Annotated in this window: 22 protein-coding genes; 12 read left to right on the top strand and 10 right to left on the bottom strand. The window is 72.4% G+C overall.

Annotated elements, in window-relative coordinates; translation table 11 throughout:
- Nucleotides 1-333: 333 nt before the first annotated feature.
- Nucleotides 334-1,182 carry an alpha/beta fold hydrolase gene (locus tag AOM06_RS13745; protein ID WP_062308122.1) on the bottom strand — a complete coding sequence of 283 codons (849 nt, stop codon included), beginning with the start codon at nucleotides 1,180-1,182 and terminating at the stop codon, nucleotides 334-336.
- A gap of 89 nt (nucleotides 1,183-1,271) precedes the next feature.
- Here AOM06_RS13745 and AOM06_RS13740 point away from each other — a divergent pair, with 89 nt between their 5' ends.
- From AOM06_RS13740 to AOM06_RS13700, 9 genes are all read left to right on the top strand, one after another.
- Complete coding sequence (locus tag AOM06_RS13740; protein WP_062308117.1) at nucleotides 1,272-1,832, top strand: RNA polymerase sigma factor; 561 nt, start codon at nucleotides 1,272-1,274, stop codon at nucleotides 1,830-1,832.
- Complete coding sequence (locus tag AOM06_RS13735; protein ID WP_062308113.1) at nucleotides 1,829-3,280, top strand: hypothetical protein; 1,452 nt, start codon at nucleotides 1,829-1,831, stop codon at nucleotides 3,278-3,280. The genes AOM06_RS13740 and AOM06_RS13735 overlap by 4 nt, the downstream gene beginning before the upstream one ends.
- 73 nt (nucleotides 3,281-3,353) lie before the next feature.
- Nucleotides 3,354-3,869 carry an RNA polymerase sigma factor gene (locus tag AOM06_RS13730; protein ID WP_062308107.1) on the top strand — a complete coding sequence of 172 codons (516 nt, stop codon included), beginning with the start codon at nucleotides 3,354-3,356 and terminating at the stop codon, nucleotides 3,867-3,869.
- Nucleotides 3,866-5,368 (top strand): hypothetical protein, encoded by a 1,503-nt coding sequence (locus AOM06_RS13725; protein ID WP_156163724.1) that lies wholly within the window; start codon nucleotides 3,866-3,868, stop codon nucleotides 5,366-5,368. The genes AOM06_RS13730 and AOM06_RS13725 overlap by 4 nt, the downstream gene beginning before the upstream one ends.
- 60 nt (nucleotides 5,369-5,428) lie before the next feature.
- On the top strand, nucleotides 5,429-5,950 hold the full coding sequence (locus AOM06_RS13720) for an RNA polymerase sigma factor (protein ID WP_062308098.1): 522 nt from the start codon (nucleotides 5,429-5,431) through the stop codon (nucleotides 5,948-5,950).
- Complete coding sequence (locus AOM06_RS13715) at nucleotides 5,947-6,867, top strand: hypothetical protein (protein ID WP_062308093.1); 921 nt, start codon at nucleotides 5,947-5,949, stop codon at nucleotides 6,865-6,867. The genes AOM06_RS13720 and AOM06_RS13715 overlap by 4 nt, the downstream gene beginning before the upstream one ends.
- The gene (locus AOM06_RS13710; protein WP_156163723.1) at nucleotides 6,864-8,411 is read left to right on the top strand and encodes a hypothetical protein; all 1,548 of its coding nucleotides are present in this window, start codon (nucleotides 6,864-6,866) and stop codon (nucleotides 8,409-8,411) included. The genes AOM06_RS13715 and AOM06_RS13710 overlap by 4 nt, the downstream gene beginning before the upstream one ends.
- A 27-nt stretch (nucleotides 8,412-8,438) precedes the next feature.
- Entirely contained in the window at nucleotides 8,439-9,044 is a 606-nt protein-coding gene (locus tag AOM06_RS13705; RefSeq protein WP_169747771.1) for an RNA polymerase sigma factor, read from the top strand.
- Nucleotides 9,041-10,531 carry a hypothetical protein gene (locus tag AOM06_RS13700; protein ID WP_062308080.1) on the top strand — a complete coding sequence of 497 codons (1,491 nt, stop codon included), beginning with the start codon at nucleotides 9,041-9,043 and terminating at the stop codon, nucleotides 10,529-10,531. The genes AOM06_RS13705 and AOM06_RS13700 overlap by 4 nt, the downstream gene beginning before the upstream one ends.
- 17 nt (nucleotides 10,532-10,548) lie before the next feature.
- Here the strand turns inward: AOM06_RS13700 and AOM06_RS13695 are convergent, their stop codons facing one another.
- Nucleotides 10,549-11,088 (bottom strand): M48 family metallopeptidase, encoded by a 540-nt coding sequence (locus tag AOM06_RS13695; RefSeq protein ID WP_062308075.1) that lies wholly within the window; start codon nucleotides 11,086-11,088, stop codon nucleotides 10,549-10,551.
- A gap of 112 nt (nucleotides 11,089-11,200) precedes the next feature.
- Here AOM06_RS13695 and AOM06_RS13690 point away from each other — a divergent pair, with 112 nt between their 5' ends.
- Complete coding sequence (locus AOM06_RS13690) at nucleotides 11,201-11,749, top strand: sigma-70 family RNA polymerase sigma factor (protein ID WP_082105596.1); 549 nt, start codon at nucleotides 11,201-11,203, stop codon at nucleotides 11,747-11,749.
- Nucleotides 11,746-12,729 (top strand): endolytic transglycosylase MltG, encoded by a 984-nt coding sequence (locus AOM06_RS13685; protein ID WP_062308064.1) that lies wholly within the window; start codon nucleotides 11,746-11,748, stop codon nucleotides 12,727-12,729. Before AOM06_RS13690 ends, AOM06_RS13685 begins: the two co-directional genes overlap by 4 nt.
- On the opposite strand, the gene AOM06_RS13680 is transcribed toward AOM06_RS13685, so the two are convergent.
- The 8 genes from AOM06_RS13680 to AOM06_RS13645 form a co-directional block, all read right to left on the bottom strand.
- Nucleotides 12,730-13,845, bottom strand: a complete 1,116-nt coding sequence (locus AOM06_RS13680) for a branched-chain amino acid aminotransferase (protein WP_062308060.1) — start codon at nucleotides 13,843-13,845, stop codon at nucleotides 12,730-12,732. It lies immediately after the preceding gene.
- Nucleotides 13,846-13,854: 9 nt separating this feature from the next.
- A complete protein-coding gene (locus AOM06_RS13675; RefSeq protein WP_062308054.1) occupies nucleotides 13,855-14,226 on the bottom strand; it encodes a type II toxin-antitoxin system death-on-curing family toxin in 372 nt (123 codons plus the stop codon).
- A gap of 2 nt (nucleotides 14,227-14,228) precedes the next feature.
- Complete coding sequence (locus AOM06_RS13670; RefSeq protein WP_156163722.1) at nucleotides 14,229-14,435, bottom strand: CopG family transcriptional regulator; 207 nt, start codon at nucleotides 14,433-14,435, stop codon at nucleotides 14,229-14,231.
- 24 nt (nucleotides 14,436-14,459) lie between these two features.
- On the bottom strand, nucleotides 14,460-14,807 hold the full coding sequence (locus AOM06_RS13665) for a DUF2568 domain-containing protein (RefSeq protein ID WP_062308044.1): 348 nt from the start codon (nucleotides 14,805-14,807) through the stop codon (nucleotides 14,460-14,462).
- Nucleotides 14,807-15,688, bottom strand: a complete 882-nt coding sequence (locus AOM06_RS13660) for a hypothetical protein (protein ID WP_062308041.1) — start codon at nucleotides 15,686-15,688, stop codon at nucleotides 14,807-14,809. The genes AOM06_RS13665 and AOM06_RS13660 overlap by 1 nt, the downstream gene beginning before the upstream one ends.
- A gap of 71 nt (nucleotides 15,689-15,759) precedes the next feature.
- Nucleotides 15,760-16,239: a hypothetical protein gene (locus tag AOM06_RS13655; protein ID WP_062308035.1), complete on the bottom strand. Its 480-nt coding sequence runs from the start codon at nucleotides 16,237-16,239 to the stop codon at nucleotides 15,760-15,762.
- Between the two features lie 174 nt (nucleotides 16,240-16,413).
- Entirely contained in the window at nucleotides 16,414-16,974 is a 561-nt protein-coding gene (locus AOM06_RS13650; RefSeq protein ID WP_062308032.1) for a hypothetical protein, read from the bottom strand.
- 45 nt (nucleotides 16,975-17,019) lie between these two features.
- Nucleotides 17,020-17,667, bottom strand: a complete 648-nt coding sequence (locus AOM06_RS13645; protein WP_062308028.1) for an NADPH-dependent F420 reductase — start codon at nucleotides 17,665-17,667, stop codon at nucleotides 17,020-17,022.
- Between the two features lie 115 nt (nucleotides 17,668-17,782).
- Here AOM06_RS13645 and dcm point away from each other — a divergent pair, with 115 nt between their 5' ends.
- Nucleotides 17,783-19,246 (top strand): DNA (cytosine-5-)-methyltransferase, encoded by a 1,464-nt coding sequence (dcm, locus tag AOM06_RS13640; RefSeq protein ID WP_228372964.1) that lies wholly within the window; start codon nucleotides 17,783-17,785, stop codon nucleotides 19,244-19,246.
- Nucleotides 19,247-19,253: the final 7 nt, after the last annotated feature.

Below are 19,253 nucleotides of genomic sequence, written 5' to 3'. Positions count from 1 at the left end.
TCACTCCATCCCTCTCGGGACTTCGCTCGGGGCAACTTCTCTATGTTACTCGGACTTCGGCGCCCTGTCCAATCGCCTCGCGGCGATCGCGTCGGGCTCGGCTGTCCGAGCGGGTTTCCATCTTACATCCTTTTGACCGGTTCGCTGACCGCTCTCCAGGCTCCAGATGGACCCTCCGTCACCGCGTCTCGCCCTTCCGGGCTGCTCGCTGGCAACTCGGAATAAGTTACACAGATGTTTCGGCGTTGTCCAACCGAGAAGCGCATAACTTGGTGACACCAGGTACTTCGGTACGTGCCCCGGCGCGCAGGCCCCTGGGGCCGCCTCGGATGGTCAACGACGAGCCTCCTCGACCCGCTCCTGAAGCCAGTCGAGCAGCTCCTCGGAGTGCAGCAGCACCGAGATGTGCCCGGCATCCTCGAACCTTCGCGCATCGGCTCCCGGGACGGCATCCGCGAGCCAACGCCCGTGGCTCGCCGGCACCACGCGGTCCTCTCCCCCGTGAGCGACCAGCGTCGCGACCGCGCCGGCTTCCCCGGGATCGAATCCCCAGCCCGTGACATACGCGCGATCGTCGTCGATCATGCCGTCGGGTCCGTGGGCGAGCGCCGCCTCGACGATCCCGGTGAACCAGCGCCATGGTCCTTCGAGCGCCTGGTGGTCCGCGGGCGTGAACATCTCGGGATCCCACTCCTGGGAGAGCTGGGCGCTCAACGCCGCGGGTCCAAGCGCCGCTGCCTCGAGCTCCTCGCGTCCCCCACGCCCCATCCCCCCGAACCAGTCGAGGCCCGCGGCGCCGTACGGCGCGAGCCCGGCGATCGAGACAGCCGCGAGCACCCGATCGGGCAGGAGCGCGGCGCACGCGAGCGCGTGCGGCCCACCCCCGGAGTGGCCGACGACGGCGAACCGCGGCATGCCCAAGGCATCGGCGACGTCGGCGACGTCCTCCACGATGCCCGCCACGCATCGTCCCTCGCGGCGCGTCGAGCCCCCGTAGCCCGGGCGGTCGAGCGAGACCCACCGGAAGCCTCGCTCGGTCGCGGGTCGCATGAGCGGGCCGGGCGGCTGGCCGATGTTCGGCGTCCCGTGATGCCAGAAGAGCGGGACGCCGTCGGCGGGGCCGTCCTCGTACCAATGCACGATGCGGCCATCCGCGCACTGCAGGTCGCCCTCGCTCGCCATGGCCCGACACTAGCGCCGCGCGCGGCGTTCGCGGCGGACCCAACACTTGCGCGCGAGGATGCGTTGTCGGGTGGGACAAGGGAGGTCGGATGCCCAGCTGGGGGGACACGCTCGAGGCGGTGATGCGCGAGCGCGGCGGTGCGCTCTTCGCGTACGCCTATGTGTTGACAGGCAACGCGGACGACGCGCAGGACCTGGTGCAGGAGGCGCTGGTGCGGGCGTTCCGGCGCCGCGGCGCTCCGCAGGGCATCGACCCGGCCCACGCGTACGTGAAGCGCGCGATGCAGACCGCGTTCATCGACGCGCACCGCCGCGCGAAGGCCCGCCCCCAGCGCGACGACCGCGAGGCGGATCGCATCGCTCCGGACCACGCGCCGGCGACCGACACGCTCGACGCGCTCATGGACGCCGTGACCTCGCTGCCCCCGCGCGAGCGCACGTGCATCGTCATGCGCTACCTCGACGGCCTGAGCGCTCAAGCGATCGCGCACGAGCTGGGCCTGGCGCCCGGCTCGGTGCGCCGATACCTGCACGACGGGATCGCGACGCTGCGGCGCACGCACGGTGACTTCGGGCTCGAACCGGCGGACGCCGTCAGCGGCGGCGCGGACCACCACGTGATCGTCACCACCAAGGGAGGCACGCGATGAGCAGCGAGTTGGAGAAGGCGATGGAGCGCCGCGCCGCAGCCGGCCTCGCGCAGTACGGGGGGCGGGCCGATGCGATGGTGCCGGTTGCCCGTGCACGCGTGCGACGTGCCCGGGCGATGCGCGCCCTGGGCACCGCCGGCCTCGCGGCCGTGGCGGTGGGGGCGGTGACGACGGTCGCGATCGCGACGGGGGCCGGCGAGACGGTGGCGCCGGCGACGACGAGTCCCACGCCGAGCGCCTCGTCCAGCGTGGACGGGGTGCGGGACCCTCATGCAGCGCTCACAGCGGAGGACCTGCTCGCCGAGCGGGTCGCCAACGAGGACATGGCGCAGATCGCGATCCTGTGCGACGGCGCCGTGCCCCAGCGCTCGTGCGAGGAGGTCAGGTTCGGCGACTGGGACATGCTCCAGCTCGAGCCCGATGCGGCGCGCGTCGATGTATCGGTGGCGGACACCACCGCCATCGTCGGATGGGGCGTGACGTACCAGGGCGACGCGCCGCTCTCGTACCTCCCGGACCACGTGATCCCGCAGATCGAGCCCACCTGGGACTCGGTGGACAGCGCGATCACCCGCCTCACCGACATCTCGATCCAGATGGAGGCCGAGCCGGCGACCATCGCGCCCGGAGGCACCGCGACCGGTGAGGCGAACCTCGGGCTGGGGCAGGGCACGACGGTGGTGCCGGGCGCGACCGTCGACATGACCGTGCTCGTGCCCGTACCGTTCGCAGACCCGGCGGACAGCCGCGAGCTGTGGCTGCTCGCCAGCTTCGGCGGCACCTCGGTGATCGCCTCCGACGCGGATGCCGGCGGCGACGAGGCGAGGACCGCGAGCGACCTGCGCGACGCCGAGGTCGAGCGCCATCTGGAGGACTTCGACCGCGGATCCGCGCAGGCGGGGCTCGACTGCACCATCGACCCGGGGCTCAACCCCCGCACCGACACCATCGAGCAGGAAGCGTTCGATCCGATCTGCGACACCGTGTGGCTGAGCGATGAGACGCCGATGCTGCGGGTGACCGAGATGACCTTCGACGTCGACGAGGCGAACGACGTGGTGCGGATCGGATGGACCCTGCAGAACACCTCGGGCGCGCCGCTCGCACTCGACACCGGCGGCATGACGCTCGCGATCGAGCAGCCGGTGGACGCGATGCCCCTCAACGACGGCGGGATCGTGTTCACCGCCGACGGGACGCTGCTCGCCGGCAGCCTGTGGGCCTCGGAGACCGAGCGGTTCGGGCTGGTCCAGCGGGCGAGCGCGGTCGAGACGGTCCAGCCATGGCAGCTCGTCGCGGGCGAACGCGAGGTGTTCCTCTCCGAGATCGGTGATCTCGCGACGGCGCGCTTCTCGGTCCAGGTGCGCGTCGCGCACGACGACGACGCCGTGCGGACGCCCGAGCTGTTCCTCGAGTCGACGTGGGAGGGCGGGGACACCCAGCAGTGACGTGCCGCCGCGGTGATGGCGTGATGGCGTCCGCGCTGGCAGGATCGGGCGCACGAGCGGGAACGGGGGCGGCATGGGGCGATGGGGGCGCGCGCTCGACGCGACGATGCGCGAGCACGGGGAGGCGATCTTCGCCCACGCTCGCGCCCTGGCCGGAGACGACGAGTCCGCGACCGCTCTGGTCGAGGATGCGCTCGTGGACACGTTCTCGCGTGGCCACGTCCCCGAGTCCCCCGCCGCGGGCAGCCGAGCGATGATGCAGACGATGCGCCGCGCGGCCGTGCGCGCCACCGCACCGCCTGTCCCGCCGCCTCCGCCGGACGGGCGCACCGACGCATCGTCCCTCGCGCGCGAGGCGCTCACCGCGCTGCCCCGACACGAGCGCGCGCTGGTGGTGCTCCGCTACGGCGAGGGGCTCGCGGTCGAGGCGATCGCCGAGGAGACCGGGCTCAAGGAGCGTGACGTGAGGGAGGGACTCAGCCGCGCCGTCGCGCTGCTGCTCTCGGCTTATCCGGGCATCGGGGTCACCGTCGAGGACGCGCTCGAGGGCGGCATGCTCGAGACCGCCTCCGTCGAGGAGGCGTGGTGAGCGCCGCGCTCGAGCGCGCCGTCGCGGCCGACGCGGACGCGGGGCGTTCCCTCGCGCACGCCCGGCAGGACGAGGTCCAGGCGCGCGCGAGGTCGGCGGCGGCGCGCAAGCGGCGGCGGAGGGCCGCGCTGCTGGGTGGAGGCGCGGGTGCGGGCCTCGTGGCGGTCGCGCTGGCGCTCGGCGCGGCGGGGGCTGGGTCGGCCGACCCCGACGATGCCGCCGCCTCGCCGAGCCCGTCGCCGAGCGTGTCCTCGACCCCGCTCGCGCAGGGTGTGGGCACCATCTTCGCGGAGGAGCTCATCGCGAGCGCGAAGCCGCGTGTGCGCGGCCTGCCGGTGAAGGGACAGGCCGCCGTGCTGTGCCCCGCGGGGCTGGCGCCGGGCACGACCACCGCGTGCACGGCGGTCACCGTCGGCGAGTCTCCGTTGCTGGTCGAGGACTCGACCATCTCGAGCACGGACCGGTTCGTGGCCGACGGCCACGCCCGCGTCAACGCGGCGATCCTGTACTCGATCGCAGGATCGCGCCCGCTCGCGGTCTCGGACGTCCTCTCCCCCGGGGTCGTGGTGAGCGACCCCGACGCCGAGGGGGACGGGTGGTTCGGCGGCGACAGGGCGACGTCCCTGTGGGACGGGTACATCACGCGCATCGTGGTCATGCCCGAGGAGGCCTGGGGAGGGTCGCTGGAGCCCACCGCCTACCTCTCGAGCATCCTCTCCCTGGATGCGACCGCCCCCGATCCCGGCGAGCCGCGCGACCCCGTGTGGGCGGTCGCCAATGGCGGGGCGGGCGCCGAGGGCACCGTGGTCACGTCCTGGGTCGAGGTCGACTCGCTGTCAGCCGACCCTGATGCGACCCTGCTGCTCGAGGTGTCCTCCCCGGTCCGCGTCGACCTGCCGGGACTGACCGCGGACGACGTCGCCGCCAGCTTCACCGAGCGGAGCCGGGACGACGCGGACCGGGAGGGCGCCACGCGCGCGCTCATGTGCGACGTGGACGATGCCTGGCGCAGGGAGGTGGACGAGCTGGGGTGGACCGTACGGTCGGGGTGCGCCGCGGGCTGGGTGGACGGCACGTATATCGGCGCGAACGTGAACTCCGAATGGATCACCGATGGCGGTGCCGGCTGGGACGTGCGCAACGCCTCGGGCGCCGACCTGCTGATGAACTCGCTCACCGTGATGGTCGAGCGAGACGCCGCCTCCCTCGAACCGTCGGAGAGCGACACGTTGGGCGACGGGTACGGCGTCGCGTTCGCGACCAACGCGTGGACAGGCCCGACTACCCGTTCGGGCGCGATCGCCACCTACGGCTACCCGCGGGGCTTCGCGTGGGAGCCCATGAGCGCCTGGTGGACGGAGCTGACGGACGCCCAGCTCGCCGAGATCGGCGACCGCGGCGCCGTGACGGCACAGATGGCGATGCCGTTCCTGGGCGACGACACCCGGATGCTGGTGCTCGAGCTCCCGCTCCCCCTGGAGGAGGACGCCGGCGGCTGACACCGCCATGCGGCCGCCGTGCCGCGGTGGGAGGATCGAAGGGTTCCTCGAGGGGGCGATGTGAGCCACTGGGAGAAGGTGCTCGACGCGACGATGCAGGCGCGCGCCGCCGACCTCTTCGCCTACGCGCACACCCTGACCGGGGACGATGCGGTCGCCGCCCGGGTGGTCGAGGACGCGCTCGCCGCGGTGTTCGGGCGGCGCGGTTACCCCCGCACGGTCGACGAGGCCGTCGTCGCGCTCGAGCACGCGATGCGGCGTGCGGCCGTGCGCGTGCACGAGGCCCCGTCCCCCGGCACGGACACCCCCGATGGTGCCGACCGGGCCTCGTCGCTCCCGGACGACCTCCATCACCTCCCCACCCGCGAGCGCGCGCTGCTCGCGATGCGCTACGTCGACGGCCTCGCCGTCGCCGCGATCGGCGAGGAGACCGGCCTGCACCGTGGAGCGATCGAGACGGCGCTCACCCACGCGGTCGAGGAGCTCGCCGCCACGCACCCCGACCTGCGCCTGTCCCTCGAGGATGCGCTCGAGGGCGGCAGCCTCGCACAGGACGAGGTGACGATCGGCGGCGACAGGTGAGCGCCGCGCTCGCCGCGGCGCTCAGCCCGGGCGGCGCGGGGCCGGACGCCGCCGCCCTCGCGCGCGTGACGCAGCGCGCTCGCCGACGCGTCCGCCGAGCGCGGAGACGCTCCGCAGCGCTGACCATCACCGGCACCGCCACGGTGCTCGCCGGTGCGGCCGTGGCGGCCACGCTCGCCACGGCGCCCACCGACGAGCCGGGTGCGGCCCCGATCGACCCCGTGGACCGCGTGCAGCGCAGCGTGCCCGCGGCTCAGCCCCGCACCGGTGCGGTGACGGCGGACTCGCTGGTCGGAGGATTCGCGCCCCGCAGCGACGGGGAGGCGGTCGCGGGGAACAGGCAGAGCGCGCTGCTGTGCGACGTGCCGCCCGCGCTCCAGGGGTTGAGCGCCGACGAGGCCGCATGGCTGCACGCGGAGCCGCCGGCATGCGTCGCCGGGTCCGTCGCAGGGCCGCTGCTCGAGCCGTCCCACGGCGTCCAGGTGGTCGATGGCGTCAACGGACGCGCCGCCGACGTCGCCTGGGCGGCCGTCAACGTGTCCGGCGCTGCGATCGTCACCGCGGGTTGGTCGGTCCTGTTCGAGACCGCGCCTGAGGTCGCCTCGTCCGAGACGACGGCCTCGGTCCAGGGCGCGGTGACCCTCACCCGGACGCTGTGGGTGGACAGCTCGCACCGAAGCCTTCCCGCACCGGCCTCGTTGCGGTGGCGGAAGCTGGCGAGCGGCTCGACGCTGCTCGCCCAGACCGAGCTCGACCCGGAGCGGACCGTGACGGGGACGACCATCGACGCGGCGATGCTGCGCGCCGCCCTCGCGGACGGCGCCGCCGTCACCGGCGCCGTGATGGTGCCCTTCGAGGACGATCCCTCGACCGTCATGGTGCTCGAGGTGCCGCTCACCGGGATGGAGCCGTGGTGACCGAAGAGCTGGTCGAGGCGCTCGAGGCCGACGCGGACCCGGGGTCAGGGCGCGACGGCCTCACGGGCGTGGTCCGTCGGGCTCGCGCACGGGCACGGCGCGGCCGGCGCTCGCGCGCGCTCGTGTGGAGCGCGGCCGCGTGCGTGGTGCTCGGTGGCGCGGCGATCGCGGTGCCGTCCTGGGACCGGGGCGACGAGCCCCAGGTCACCCGCACCCTCACCCGTGCGCCCACGGTGTTCGCCGAGGATCTGACGGGCACGGTCGTCGACCGGACGCGCGGCGTCTCCGCGGAGAGCCCTGCGCAGGCCGCCGTGCTGTGCGCGGTGCGGGCCGATGCCAACCCGTGGGCCGGATCGTCCGAGGGCGTCGCGCTGCCCGTGCGCTCGGTGTGCACGGCGGCGTGGGCCGGCGACGCTCAGATGCTCGGCGTCGATCCCGCCCTCACGCACCTCACCGCGTACGTAGGAGAGAGCAGCGCGGTGATCACGGTCGAGTGGGCGCTGCGCAACCGGACCGATGCACCGCTCGCGCTCGACGCGGGCGGCGTGCTGACGTCCCTCGCCACCGACTCGACCGCGGTCACCACGGATCGCGGGTACGACCAGGACCGCTTCGCGGGCGGATCGCTGTGGGCGTCGAACACGCAGCGCTACGCCTCGCTCAGCGGGGACTCGCGCCCCGTCACCATCGAGCCGGGCGAGTACCTCCAGGGATCGACACGGTTCACCGGCGCCGCCCCGGCGCCCGGAGAGCCGCGGGATGCCGTGTGGGACATCGCCACCGGCGCGGCGTGGCCCACGCTCGGCGTGCAGGTGAGGGTCCAGCCGTTCGGCCTGTCGGGTACGCGCGAGCTCTTCCTCGAGGCGGAGACCTCGACCGAGCGGCTGATGCCGGGCGTCAGCGCGGACACCCTGGTGGCCGACCTCACGCCCCGCGTGCCCGGCGAGCCGCGCGACGGCGCGCAGGCCGCGATGCTGTGCAAGGTGCCCCCGGAGCTCCGGCCCGAGGCGGGTGGAGCCTTCCCCTACGCGGCCGCGGAGGTGGCATGCCGCGCGGTCTGGCTGCCCGCCACCGTGCTGGTCGACGAGTCCACGCTCAGCCTGTCCGCCGGCGAGGTGGCGCCCGAGGTCGGCTGGGGCGTGGTGTCGACCGCGCAGGGCACGCTCACCGTGTCGGGGTGGAATCTGCTGATCGAGAGCGGCTCCCTCGACGACGGGGCGTCGCGGCTCGTACGGCTCGGTTCCGCCGTGGTCACCAGCACCACGGCGTGGGACGACGAGGGCCACCGCACGGCGCTGATCGACAACGCGTCGATGGAGATCGACGTCGAGCCGGGCGAGGCGATCACCGGATACGACTCGCTCTTCCCCGCGATGCTCACCGACGGCCAGCCGATCGACGTCGACGTCGTCGCGGCTGCGATCGCCGCCGGGGGTGCCGCGACCGCGCAGGTCGAGGTCCCGTTCCTCGGCGACGCACGTCGGGTCCTCATCCTCGAGACGCCCCTGGCGGGGCCTGGAGCCTCCCCGTCGGCATCGCCCTGAATCCCGACCCTGCGTTTCCGTCGCATCGTGCGTCTGTACCGATGGAAGGATGCACGCGACGGGACGGGGGCTGCGGTGAGCGGGTGGTCGGACACGTTGGACGCGCTGGTGCGCGAGCGCGGCAGGACGCTGTACGGATACGCGTTCGTGCTCACGGGCTCGCCCGAGGCCGCGGACGATCTGCTGCAGGACGCTCTGGTGCGGGCCTTCAAGCGCGGCCGCGGACCAGAGTCGCTCGACGCCGCGCACGCCTACGTCAAGCGCGCGTTGCAGACCGCGCTCATCGACTCGCATCGGCGCGCGAGCGTCCGCCCTCGACGCGACCGGCGCGAGGCGGACCGCGTCGCACCTGACCCGACCGGCGCATCGTCCACCCGCGACGCGCTGCTGCAGGCGGTGCACTCGCTGCCACCGCGCGAGCGCACGTGCGTGGTGATGCGGTACTTCGACGGCCTGTCCTCGACGGCGATCGCGACGGAGCTCGGGCTCTCCGCGGGCACGGTGCGCGGGTACCTCTCCACCGCGATCGCGACGCTGCAGCGCACCTACGGCGACTTCGGGCTCGATCCCGCGGACGCGATCGACGGCGGGGCCGACCACGTGGTGATCCTCACGAAGGGAGCGGGACGATGAGCAACGAGCTGATGGAATCCCTCGCGAGGGGCGCCGGCGAGGGCGGCGACCTGTTCGAGTCGCGTGCGGCCTGGGTGGTGGACCCCGCGCGCAGCCGGGTGCGTCGGGCGCGGACGATGCGCGGCGTGGGCCTCGCCGGTGTGGCGGCGGTCGCCGTGGTCGGTGGCGTGATCGTGGCGTCGACGCTGGGCGGCCGGGGTACCGATGTCGCTCCTGCCGATCCGACTCCCACGGGTGCCGCGCTCACCGCGGACGACCTCCGGTGGGACACCTCGCCGCGCGTGCGTGGCGAGGCCGTGACCGGTCAGGCCGCGGTCGAGTGCACGTTCGACTACGTCAAGGCGAACCCGTGGAGCGACGGGCACTCGGGTTCGGTGACGGACAACTGCGCAGCCCTGTGGGTCGGCGATGCGCCCCTGCTCGAGGTCAGCGAGGCGTCCGCGGAGATGGCCGGGGACGGCGCGGTGACCGTCCGCTGGACAGTCACGAACACGTCGGGCACCGCCATCACGGTCGATCCGGCCGCGACTCACCTGCTGCTCACCGGCGATCCCGACGGCGTCTCGTCAGGCCTCAGCCTGGTCGACGAGGCAACCGTCGCAGCCAGTCCATGGTCGAGCGACACCGAGCGGTTCGTCGCCATGGATGGGGCGACCGGCCCGATGCGCCTCGAGCCCGGAGACGGCTTCTCGGGAAGGTCGGTCCTGTCACCGGACGACCTCGACGGTCCTGGTTTCACGTCGCTGGTGGATTCATTTGCGTCCGGCGCGGCCGACGCGACCGTGACGCTCCAGGTGCGCGTACCCCCGGCGGGCGCTGTGACCACGAGCGAGCTGTTCCTCGAGGCCGAGACGAGCGTTCCGGTGACAGGCACGCTCGACCCGGTCTCCCCCGCGCTCGAGGGGCTCGAGCCCCGTGTCGCGGGCGAGTCGAGGGACGATGCTCAGGCCGCGCTCCTGTGCCATGTGGGCGACGCGGACAACCCGCGAACGAACGGCGCGGGACGTGGCAGCGACGGCGAACCCGTGATCACGTCGCCGCTGTGCCCCACGGTCTGGGTGCCGGGCGGGCAGCAGCTCGAGTTCACCCGGCTGCTGTTCGCCTCCGAGCCGGACGCCGGCATGATCCCCGCCACCTGGACCCTCACGAACGTGTCCGATGAGCCTCTGACCCTCGACCGCGCCGCCATGGGGATCATCGTCGAGATCGACGGCGCGGGGTGGATGTCGTCCACCGAGAACACCACGGTCGGCTGGCCCGCCGAGGGGGACGAGCGCTACGGCTACCTCTCGTCCGAGTCCGACGTGGTGACCGTGGAGCCGGGCGGGACCGTGACCGGGGAGGCCACGCTCGATGTGGGCGAGATCGAGGGCGCGGACAGGTTCTACGTCACCATCCGGGTGGCTCGCGACGACGACGAGAACGGTGCACGCGAGCTGGTGCTGGAGACGGAGTGGGAGCAGCCGCCGACCAGCGCCGGCGCGTAGGCGGGGCCCGTGCGGCGCTAGTCGACGGAGCGGCCGTTGAGCTCCGCGCGGTGCTCGCGCCATCCGGGCAGGTGCGCGTCCATCACCGCGGAGAAGCCGGGACCGTGGTTGGGCTCGAGCAGGTGGGCGAGCTCGTGCACCACGACGTACTCGACCAGGTGGTAGTCCTGCCGACCGAGCTCGACGCTGAAGGTGATCACACGCGTCGTGTGGTTGCAGCTGCCCCAGCGGGAGCGCATGATCCGCATGCGCCACGTCGGCTCGGGGACCCCCATGCGCGGCACCCACTCGTCGACCAGCGCGGCAAGCACGGGCCGCAGCTCGCGGCGAAGCGCATCCGCCTCCGGCCCCGGGGCGAGCGCGACGGGTCGCGCGACGGCCTCGGCCTGCTTCGCCGCGATCCACTCGGCCTTGGACCGCACCCACGCGTCGATCTCGCGCTGCGGGGCCCGCAGCGGAGCGCTCACGCGCACCTCACCGGTGCCGGAGACGACCACCATGCGCAGGTTCTTCATGCGCTTGCGCGTGAGGGTGTACGCGGGGATCGGGGCGGGCATGCGCCCACTGTAGGTGCGCGCGCCGACGCCTCGGCGCCTGTCCACAGCCCCGCATCGTCCCCAACCTGCGCGCCCACGCGTGCGTACTACCCGGCATGAGGAGAATCGAGCCATGAGCGCGTGGGCCAGGATGCTCGACACGCTGGTCCGCGAGCGCGGGCCGGCGTTGTACGGATACGCCTACGTGCTGACCGGGTCCCGCGAGCCCGCCGAGGACCTGCTGCAGGACGCTCTGGTGCGGACCTTCCGTTCGGGGCGGGCGCTCGGCTCGCTCGACTCGGCGCATGCCTACGTGAAGCGATGCATCTCGACGGCGTTCATCGACAGCGGGCGGCGCGCCGCCGCGCGGCCCCGCAGCGCGGGCGTCGAGGCGCCCGAGGCGGCCGCCGTCGCCCCTGACCTCTCGGGGCAGGTGGACGATGCGCTGACCCTCCAGGCGGCGCTGCTCGCCCTCACGCCGCGGGAGCGGGCCTGCGTGGTGCTGCGCTACCTCGAGGACATGACCGTCGCGGGCGTCGCGCAGACGCTCGGGCTGGCCGAGGGCACCGTCAAGCGGTACCTCTCCGACGGGGTCGCGCGGCTGCGCGAGACCGTCCCCCAGATCGACTTCACGGACGTCGAGACCGTCGCCGTCCACCAGCACCCAGGAGGCATCCGATGAGCACCGCGCACGATGCGATGGCCGCGATCCGCACGACCGCCGCACAGGAGTTCGCCGCGACCGGGCTGAGCGCCGGCCTCACCCCCGTGACCCGCCGGGTGCGCCGGCACCGTGCGGCGCGGGCCGCCGCGGGCTCGGTCGCCGGCGTCGCCGCGCTCGGCGCCGGGGTGTACGGCTACTCGCGCTGGGGTGCCGCCGCGCCCCTTGCTCCCGCGAGCACCTCGCCCTCGGTCCAGGCCACCACGCCCGCATCGTCCGCCACCGCGGAGCCGAGCCCCACCCCCGAGCCCATGGTGAGCTCGCAGCCGGTCACCGCGGACTACCTGGTCGCCGAAGGCGACACCATCGAGGCCACCGTCACGGCGCTCGCCACGGTCTACTCCGCGACCGAGGTTGAGGCCCGCGCCGCGATCGTCGCCGCGCTGCCGCCCGAGGCCGAGGGCGAACCCGAGGGATGGGTGTCGCCCGGCACCGAGCTCGCGCCCACCACGCTCGAGGCGGCCGCGCAGTGGCTGGTGGACCTGCAGCTGCGGAACCTCCAGTCCATGGGGGTCGCGCGCGAGGACTGGAAGGAGACGCTCACCATCGCGTCGATCCTGGTGCACGAGTCCGGCGACCCGTACAACTGGACGAGGATCTCGGAGGTGATCCACAACCGGCTCGACGCGGGCATGATGCTGCAGCTCGAGTCGCCGCTGTACTACATCACGGGCGCCTACGAGCGACGTGTCACGGACGACGGCTTCGCGGTCGACTCGCCGTACAACACCTTCATGTACGAGGGGCTCCCGCCCACACCCATCGGGTCCTCCGGGCTTGGCGCCGTGGACGCCGCCGCGCACCCCGAGTCGGGCGACCTGATGTTCTTCCTGGTCGATCCCGAGACCGGCGAGGGCCTCTTCGCGGAGACGTTCCAGCAGCACCAGCTCAACGCGGTCGATCTCGGGCTGATCGAGCCCGAGGACGTCCTGCCCGAGTGATCAGCCCTCGGGGGCGTCGAGGACCTTCCGCATCCAGCCATGGGGGTCCTCGGCGCGCCCGTACTGGAGGTCCGTGAGGCGGGCGAGGACCGCATCGGCCACCGATTCGCCCTCGACCCGCGGGACGGTCACGTCGAAGTCCTCGGAGGCCAGCCGGCCCACCGGCGTCACCACCGCGGCGGTGCCGCACGCGAACAGCTCGACGATCTCCCCCGACTCGACGCCCTCGAGGATCTCGGTGAGTGCGAGATCGCGCTCCTCCACGTTGCGGCCCTCGTCGCGCAGCAGCGTGAGGATCGAGTCACGCGTGATGCCGGGGAGGATGGTGCCGCTCAGGCGAGGCGTGACGATGCTGCCGTCGGCGCGCACGGCGACGAGGTTCATGCCGCCGAACTCCTCGACGTACGTGTCCTCCTTGGCGTCGAGGAACAGCACCTGCTGGCAGCCGTGCTCCTTCGCCTCCTGCTGGGGAAGCATGCTCGCGGCGTAGTTGCCCGCGGTCTTGGCCTCGCCGGTGCCGCCCGGGTTGGCGCGGTGGTAGCCGCGCGAGACCCAGATGGGGACCCCCGTGTCTCCCGCGGAGAGGTAGGCGCCCACGGGGCTCGCGGTCACCAGGAACTCGACCTCGTGCGCCGGCTGGACCAGGAGGCTCGGCTCGCTCGCGAACACGAACGGGCGCAGGTAGAGGCTCGCGCCCGGCGTGCCGGGGACCCAGTTGCGGTCCGCCGCGATCAGCCCCTCGAGCGCGGCCATGAAGTCCTGCTCGCTCACCTCGGGGAGCGCCATGCGCCGGCAGCTCGCGGCCAGGCGCGCCGCGTTGGCCTCGGGACGGAAGAGCCACACCGAGCCGTCCTCGTGCCGGTACGCCTTGAGCCCCTCGAAGGCCTGCTGCGCATAGTGCAGCACGGCGGCGCCGGGATGCATGGGCAGCGGCGCGAGGGCGACGATGCGGTGGTCCGCCCAGCCCTCGCCGTCGCGCCACGTCGCGCGCGCCATATGGTCGGTGAAGACCTTGCCGAAGACGGGGTTCTCCATCGCGAGCCACCGCTCCTCGTCCGAAGCCGGGTGGCGGTTCGGGATCACGGTGAACGATGCGGTGAGGGCCTGCGTCTCCATGCGCCGAGCCTAGCCCCGCGAAGCCAGGGGAAGCCGCGCGGCGATGTCCGCGACCTCGTCGAGCGTGCCGTCGGCGATCGCCATGGTGAGGTCGAAGAGGCCGTCGTTGTCGAGCGTGGTGCGATACCCGTTGAGGTCGCGGAACACGAGCATCAGGATCGCCGCGAGCCGCTTGTTGCCGTCGCTCAGCGCACGGTTCGCGCACACGGAGTGCATCAGCGCGGCGGCCTTCTCCTCGATGCTGGGGTAGGCGTCCCGACCGAACACCGTGGTGGCCGGCCGTTCGAGCGCCGACTGCAGGAGCCCGGAGTCGCGGATGGGCCCGATGCGCTCGGCGTCGATGATGCGCACCGCCACCGCGAACGTCACGTAGCGCGTCACTGCTACACCGAGCCCAGCCGGTCGAGCGCCTCCCGGTACTCGCTGGACACACGCGCGTACGCCGCCATCGCATCGTCCTCGAGCGAGCGCGACTCGTCGGCCTCCTGAACTGCGCGGAGGATCGCCTCGGTCTTGGAGACGCCCCACCGCAGGGCGAGGCGCGAGATCGCGGAGTCGAGCTCGGGTGTGGTGCGCAGCGTCATGGCCATGCACACCACGGTATCACCGTGGTATCACACCTTCTCGGGTGACGGCTCCACGGCCCAGCGCACTGCGATGGGCGTCCCGACGACCCACGCCGCGGTGTGGATCCAGAGCATCGTGGTCGCACCGATCGAGGCGTAGAGCAGCGAGCCCGCCGCGAGGAGCATGGTCCGCGCAACGAGCGTGGGCATGGCGCCGATGGGCCGCGGCGCCTTGGGCGACAACGACACGAACCACAGCAGCCCGACCACGATGGGCAGCAGCAAGGCGAGAGGCCACCCGAGGATGCCCCCGATGGCCGCGACGGGCCACCACGCGAGCGCGGCGTACATGGTGAGCTCCGCAAGGAAGATGAGACCCCCGCCGAGCCACCGCATCAGAGCTGGATCCTGCCCGGGCGAGCAGCCGCGCCCGGCTGCTGCGGCGCATCGTGCGCGTCCGTCGCGTGCGACTCGGGCGAGGACGGCTCGACGATCGCGACCTCCGCGAGCGCGATGCCGTGGTCGATGCGCCTCCAGTTGCGCGCGAAGTCTGCGGCGATGGCCTCGGCGAGCTCGCGCTCGACGGCCTTGGCCGCGCGGCGGCCGCTCTCGCCCTGCTCGTGGCGCGCGGTCGCGAGGCGCGTCTCCGACGCGAGCCTGAGGTCGCGCACGGTCCACCAGTGGTCGACGAACGCGTCGCGCGCCTCGTGAAGCAGCTGCTGCGCGCGGCGGTAGCGGATCACCTCGCGCACCAGCGCCGGGTCGCCCTCGAACGCGTTCTGGGCCTCAGGGTTCTCGATGCGCGGGATCACATCCGCAGGCACCGGATCCTTCTGGACGGCCTGGGTCGCGAGGCGCAGCACCAGCCGCTGCTCGAGCGACTGCGGCGCGGCGGCCATCACGATCGCGAGCGTGCCGTCGAGAGCGCGGCCCCGCACCGCGAGGTCCTCGAGCGCGCGGTCGATCTCGAGGACCATGTCGATCGCGGGCACCGCGGCGCGCTGGCGCGACGTGCCGCGCGTGAGCCGCACGGCCTGCTCGCGGACGCCGCGCGTGAGGCTCTCCGGCGGCACCAGCGACGAGGGATCCTTGGCGAGCGGCGGGATCAGGAGGTCGTGCGCGCTCGACAGCGCGACCGGCGCCTCCTGCGCGAACTCGCGCCTGCGCGTACGCCGCTCCTCGACGCGACGGGAGAGGTCGAGGAAGCCGCCCACGGCCGCACCCGCCACGATGGCGATGATGAGACCGGGGACCAGGATCGACCAGTCGATGGACATGCCTCGACCCTAGGCCAGCGACCGCGCAGGAACCAGGGACGGAAGGCTGTGTCGCGCCCCCGGCGAGGGAACTAGCCCAGCGCCTCGAACGCGATCATGTCGGGCACGAGCGCCCAGACCTCGTCGGCGGAGGAGCCGTCGTCGGCGTACCAGCTGGTCGCATTGGTGACGGTCCACGCGTGCGAGCCGGCGTCGATGTGGACGGCGGCGATGGGGTCGCCCACCGCGTAGGCGTCGGCGCCCCTCACCTCGAACGGCGCCCAGCCCGCCGCATCGTCCGGCAGCGCGAACGGGAGGTCCTGCTCGACCAGGTCGAAGGCGTAGACCACGAGCCCGCCCGAGGTGTCGACGTCGCGGGACACGTGGAAGCCGCCGTCGATCTGCGAGACACGCGAATCGGCGGAGGCGACGATGCCCGCGGCCGCGGCCGCGGATCGCGCCTCCCCGTCCCCGCGCGCCACCGTGAACCACCACACCAGGCTGGCGACGAGGATGGCCGCGGCCATGATCACCATGAGCGTCGTGGCGCGGAAGCCCGTCGCGCGCGACACGTCAGGACCGGCGGATCCTCCTCGATCCCGCCAGTCCTCCGGTGACGACGACTGCTGCGCTGCGCTCATATCAAGACCCCCCAGCCTTGGGTGGAGAGTAGCGCGCCGTTTGTCCTTTTTCTACACGTGACCAGTGGATCGTCCGAGGTATCGCCCGATCGGCGGCGTGTGGAGCTACGCGGCGGACGTGAAGTCGACCGCCTCGTCGAGGGCTGTGAAGGCGCTCGTCGCGTCCTCCTGGGACTCGTTGCCCGTGAGCGAGGAGATCACCACCTGCCACGCCTGGTCGCCCGTGTCGATCACCAGCGTCGCGCGCGGGTCCCAGCTCACGTGGGCCTCGGCGCCGTCCCACGCGTACGCCGCCCAGCCGTCTGCGGTGTCCGCCGTCGTCGGGGTCACCTCGAAGCCGTAGCCGCCGAAGGTGTCAGCGGCCTCGTCCCCCACGTGGATGGCGAAGCCGCCGTCAGCCTCGCTGATCTGGACGAGATCGGTCGCCGACTCCTCGACCACGATGCCCTGGGCCGCTGCCGCCTCCCGCGCGGACGCATCGTCACCCGTGGCGAGGCGCCACCAGAACACGATCGCGCCGACGATGAGCACGATCGCCGCGAGCGCGAGCCAGGTCCGCGTGCGGGTCGCCGCCTGGGCTCCGTCGCCGTGCGCGGTGACGCCCGCGATGCGCGGGTCCTCCGGGCCTGCGCCCTGATGAGCCGACGGCTGCTGGCCTGGAATCATGTTCGCTCCCCCCAAAGATGGTGACGGGAGCCTAGCGCGGGCCGGTCACGTCTGCTGGACCCGCGCCACCGAGGGCAGGATCGCCTCGAGCTCGGACGCGGTGGTGCGCTTGCCGTACGCGGGGGTGTCGCGCTCGACGCGCCAGGACTCCGCCAGGGGGCCCAGGTCCACCACATCGAAGCCGATCGCATCGAGGAAGCTCGCGACCAGATGCTTGGCGGCATCGTCGTCGCCGGCGATGGGCAGCGCACGGCGGTTCTCCGTGCCGGCCGGCGAGCCGTCCTGCGGGATCTCGTGCGCGTAGATGTTGTTGAAGGTCTTCACCACGCGGGCGCTGGGCGCGAGGGCCTGCAGCAGGCCGCTGGTGGTGCTGGCGTTGGTGTCGAGGGCCGCGATGCGACCGTCGCGCTGGGGGTAGTAGTTGTTGGCGTCCATCACGACCTTGCCCGCGAGCGCCTCGGCCGGGAGCTGGTCGATCTTGCCGAGCGGGACGGCCACGAGGACGAGGTCGCCTCGCTCCGCCGCCTCCGCCGGGGTGGCGGCGGAGGCGCGCTCCCCCAGCCCCTCGACAAGGTCGCCGAGCGTGGCCGGGCCGCGGGAGTTGGAGAGGACGACGTCGTAGCCCGCGGCGGTGGCGGCGCGAGCGACGTTGGAGCCGATGCGGCCGGAGCCGATGATGCCGATGGTGGTCATGGTTGCGGGAACCTCCTCCCCTGGGAGGGTATTCCGTAGGCGTCGGCATCAGCCCGCGAAGCGCATCGCCCCAGGCAGCGCGCCGGTGTCTGATGTGGATGCTGAGATGGCGCCCATGCCCAACCGCGACACCCCGGAAGTCACCGCCCGCCAAGCCGCAGATATCGGCGCTAGCAACGACACGCGATCAGCTAAGCTTGCGGGCATGCACGATCCGAGCGAGCCCCCATTCACCTATGTGGATCTGTTCGCCGGGATCGGCGGATTCCACGCGATGCTCGATCATGCGGGGGGTCGTTGCGTCTACGTCTCTGAGATCGACCGAGAGGCCCGCGAGACCTACGCCAGGAACTGGGTCGATCCCCTTCCGGAGGGCAAGCGGCCGGAGATCAACACCGACATCACAACCGCGACACCGATCTCCGGCGAAGTGGCGGTGCCCTCACACGATGTGCTCGCCGCAGGCTTCCCCTGCCAGCCGTTCTCGAAGTCGGGGATGCAGCGCGGCATGGACGAGGCACGCGGGACGCTGTTCTGGAACATCGCACGCATCCTCGAGGAGCGCCGGCCCGCCGTGGTCCTGCTCGAGAATGTTCGCAACATCGCAGGTCCGCGGCATCGGCACGAGTGGGACGTCATCATCCGTACGTTGCGCGACCTCGGCTACCGCGTATCGGACAAGCCCACTGTCTTCTCACCTCATCTCCTGCCCCCGGAGCTTGGCGGCACACCTCAGGTCCGTGACCGCGTGTTCATCGTCGGCACCTACATCGGTGCCGAGAGGGTGCAGCAAGAGCTCGCGGATGGCCTGGACCCTGAGCCGCTCGTCGCACGAGAGCCCGTAGGAGAGTGGTCGCCAGATCGCTGGGACACCCGATGGGTGCTTGACGAGGACCGCACGATCGAGCACCTCGACCGCTACCTCCTGACCCAGGAGGAGACGCTCTGGATCGAAGTATGGGACGACCTCGTCAGGCGCCATCGCCAGGCGACCGGCAAGCGCCTACCGGGTTTCCCGCTTTGGGCTGACCACTGGAAGCCCGAGCGGGACCTCGACGCGCAGATGCTCGACCTCCTCCCCGCGTGGAAGCGAGACTTCCTCCTCAAGAATGCAAGGTTCTACGACGCGAACCGCGCGGTGGTCGACGCGTGGCGTGACGACCATCCGGAGTTCGCAGCCTTCCCGCCGTCTCGTCGCAAGCTCGAATGGCAAGCAGGCGAGCTCGCGTCGCTTTGGGACACGCTGATGCAGCTTCGTCCGTCCGGGGTCCGCGCGAAGGCGCCGACCTACCTCCCCGCCCTCGTCGCCATCACGCAGACATCGATCTATGGTCCGCGCCGTCGTCGTTTGACACCGCACGAGGCGGCGCGGCTTCAGGGCCTTCCGCTCGCGTTCACCTTTGGCGACCAGCGTGACAAGGCGTCATACAAGCAGGTCGGGAACGGCGTTGCCGTGGGAGCCGCATGGCATGTCTTCCGGACGCACGTCGAGGCCAACTACGAAGAACTCCCACCGACGCTCGTCGCTGCGGTGCGCGCTGCCGCGCCGGCCCCGCCGTCCTCGCTTCGGAGACGCTGAGGTACCT

It is taken from the genome of Demequina subtropica (genome assembly GCF_000971235.1).
GTDB lineage: Bacteria > Actinomycetota > Actinomycetes > Actinomycetales > Demequinaceae > Demequina > Demequina subtropica.
The sequence above is the reverse complement of the archived record's forward strand: the minus strand, read 5'-3'. Positions and strand labels throughout refer to the sequence as shown.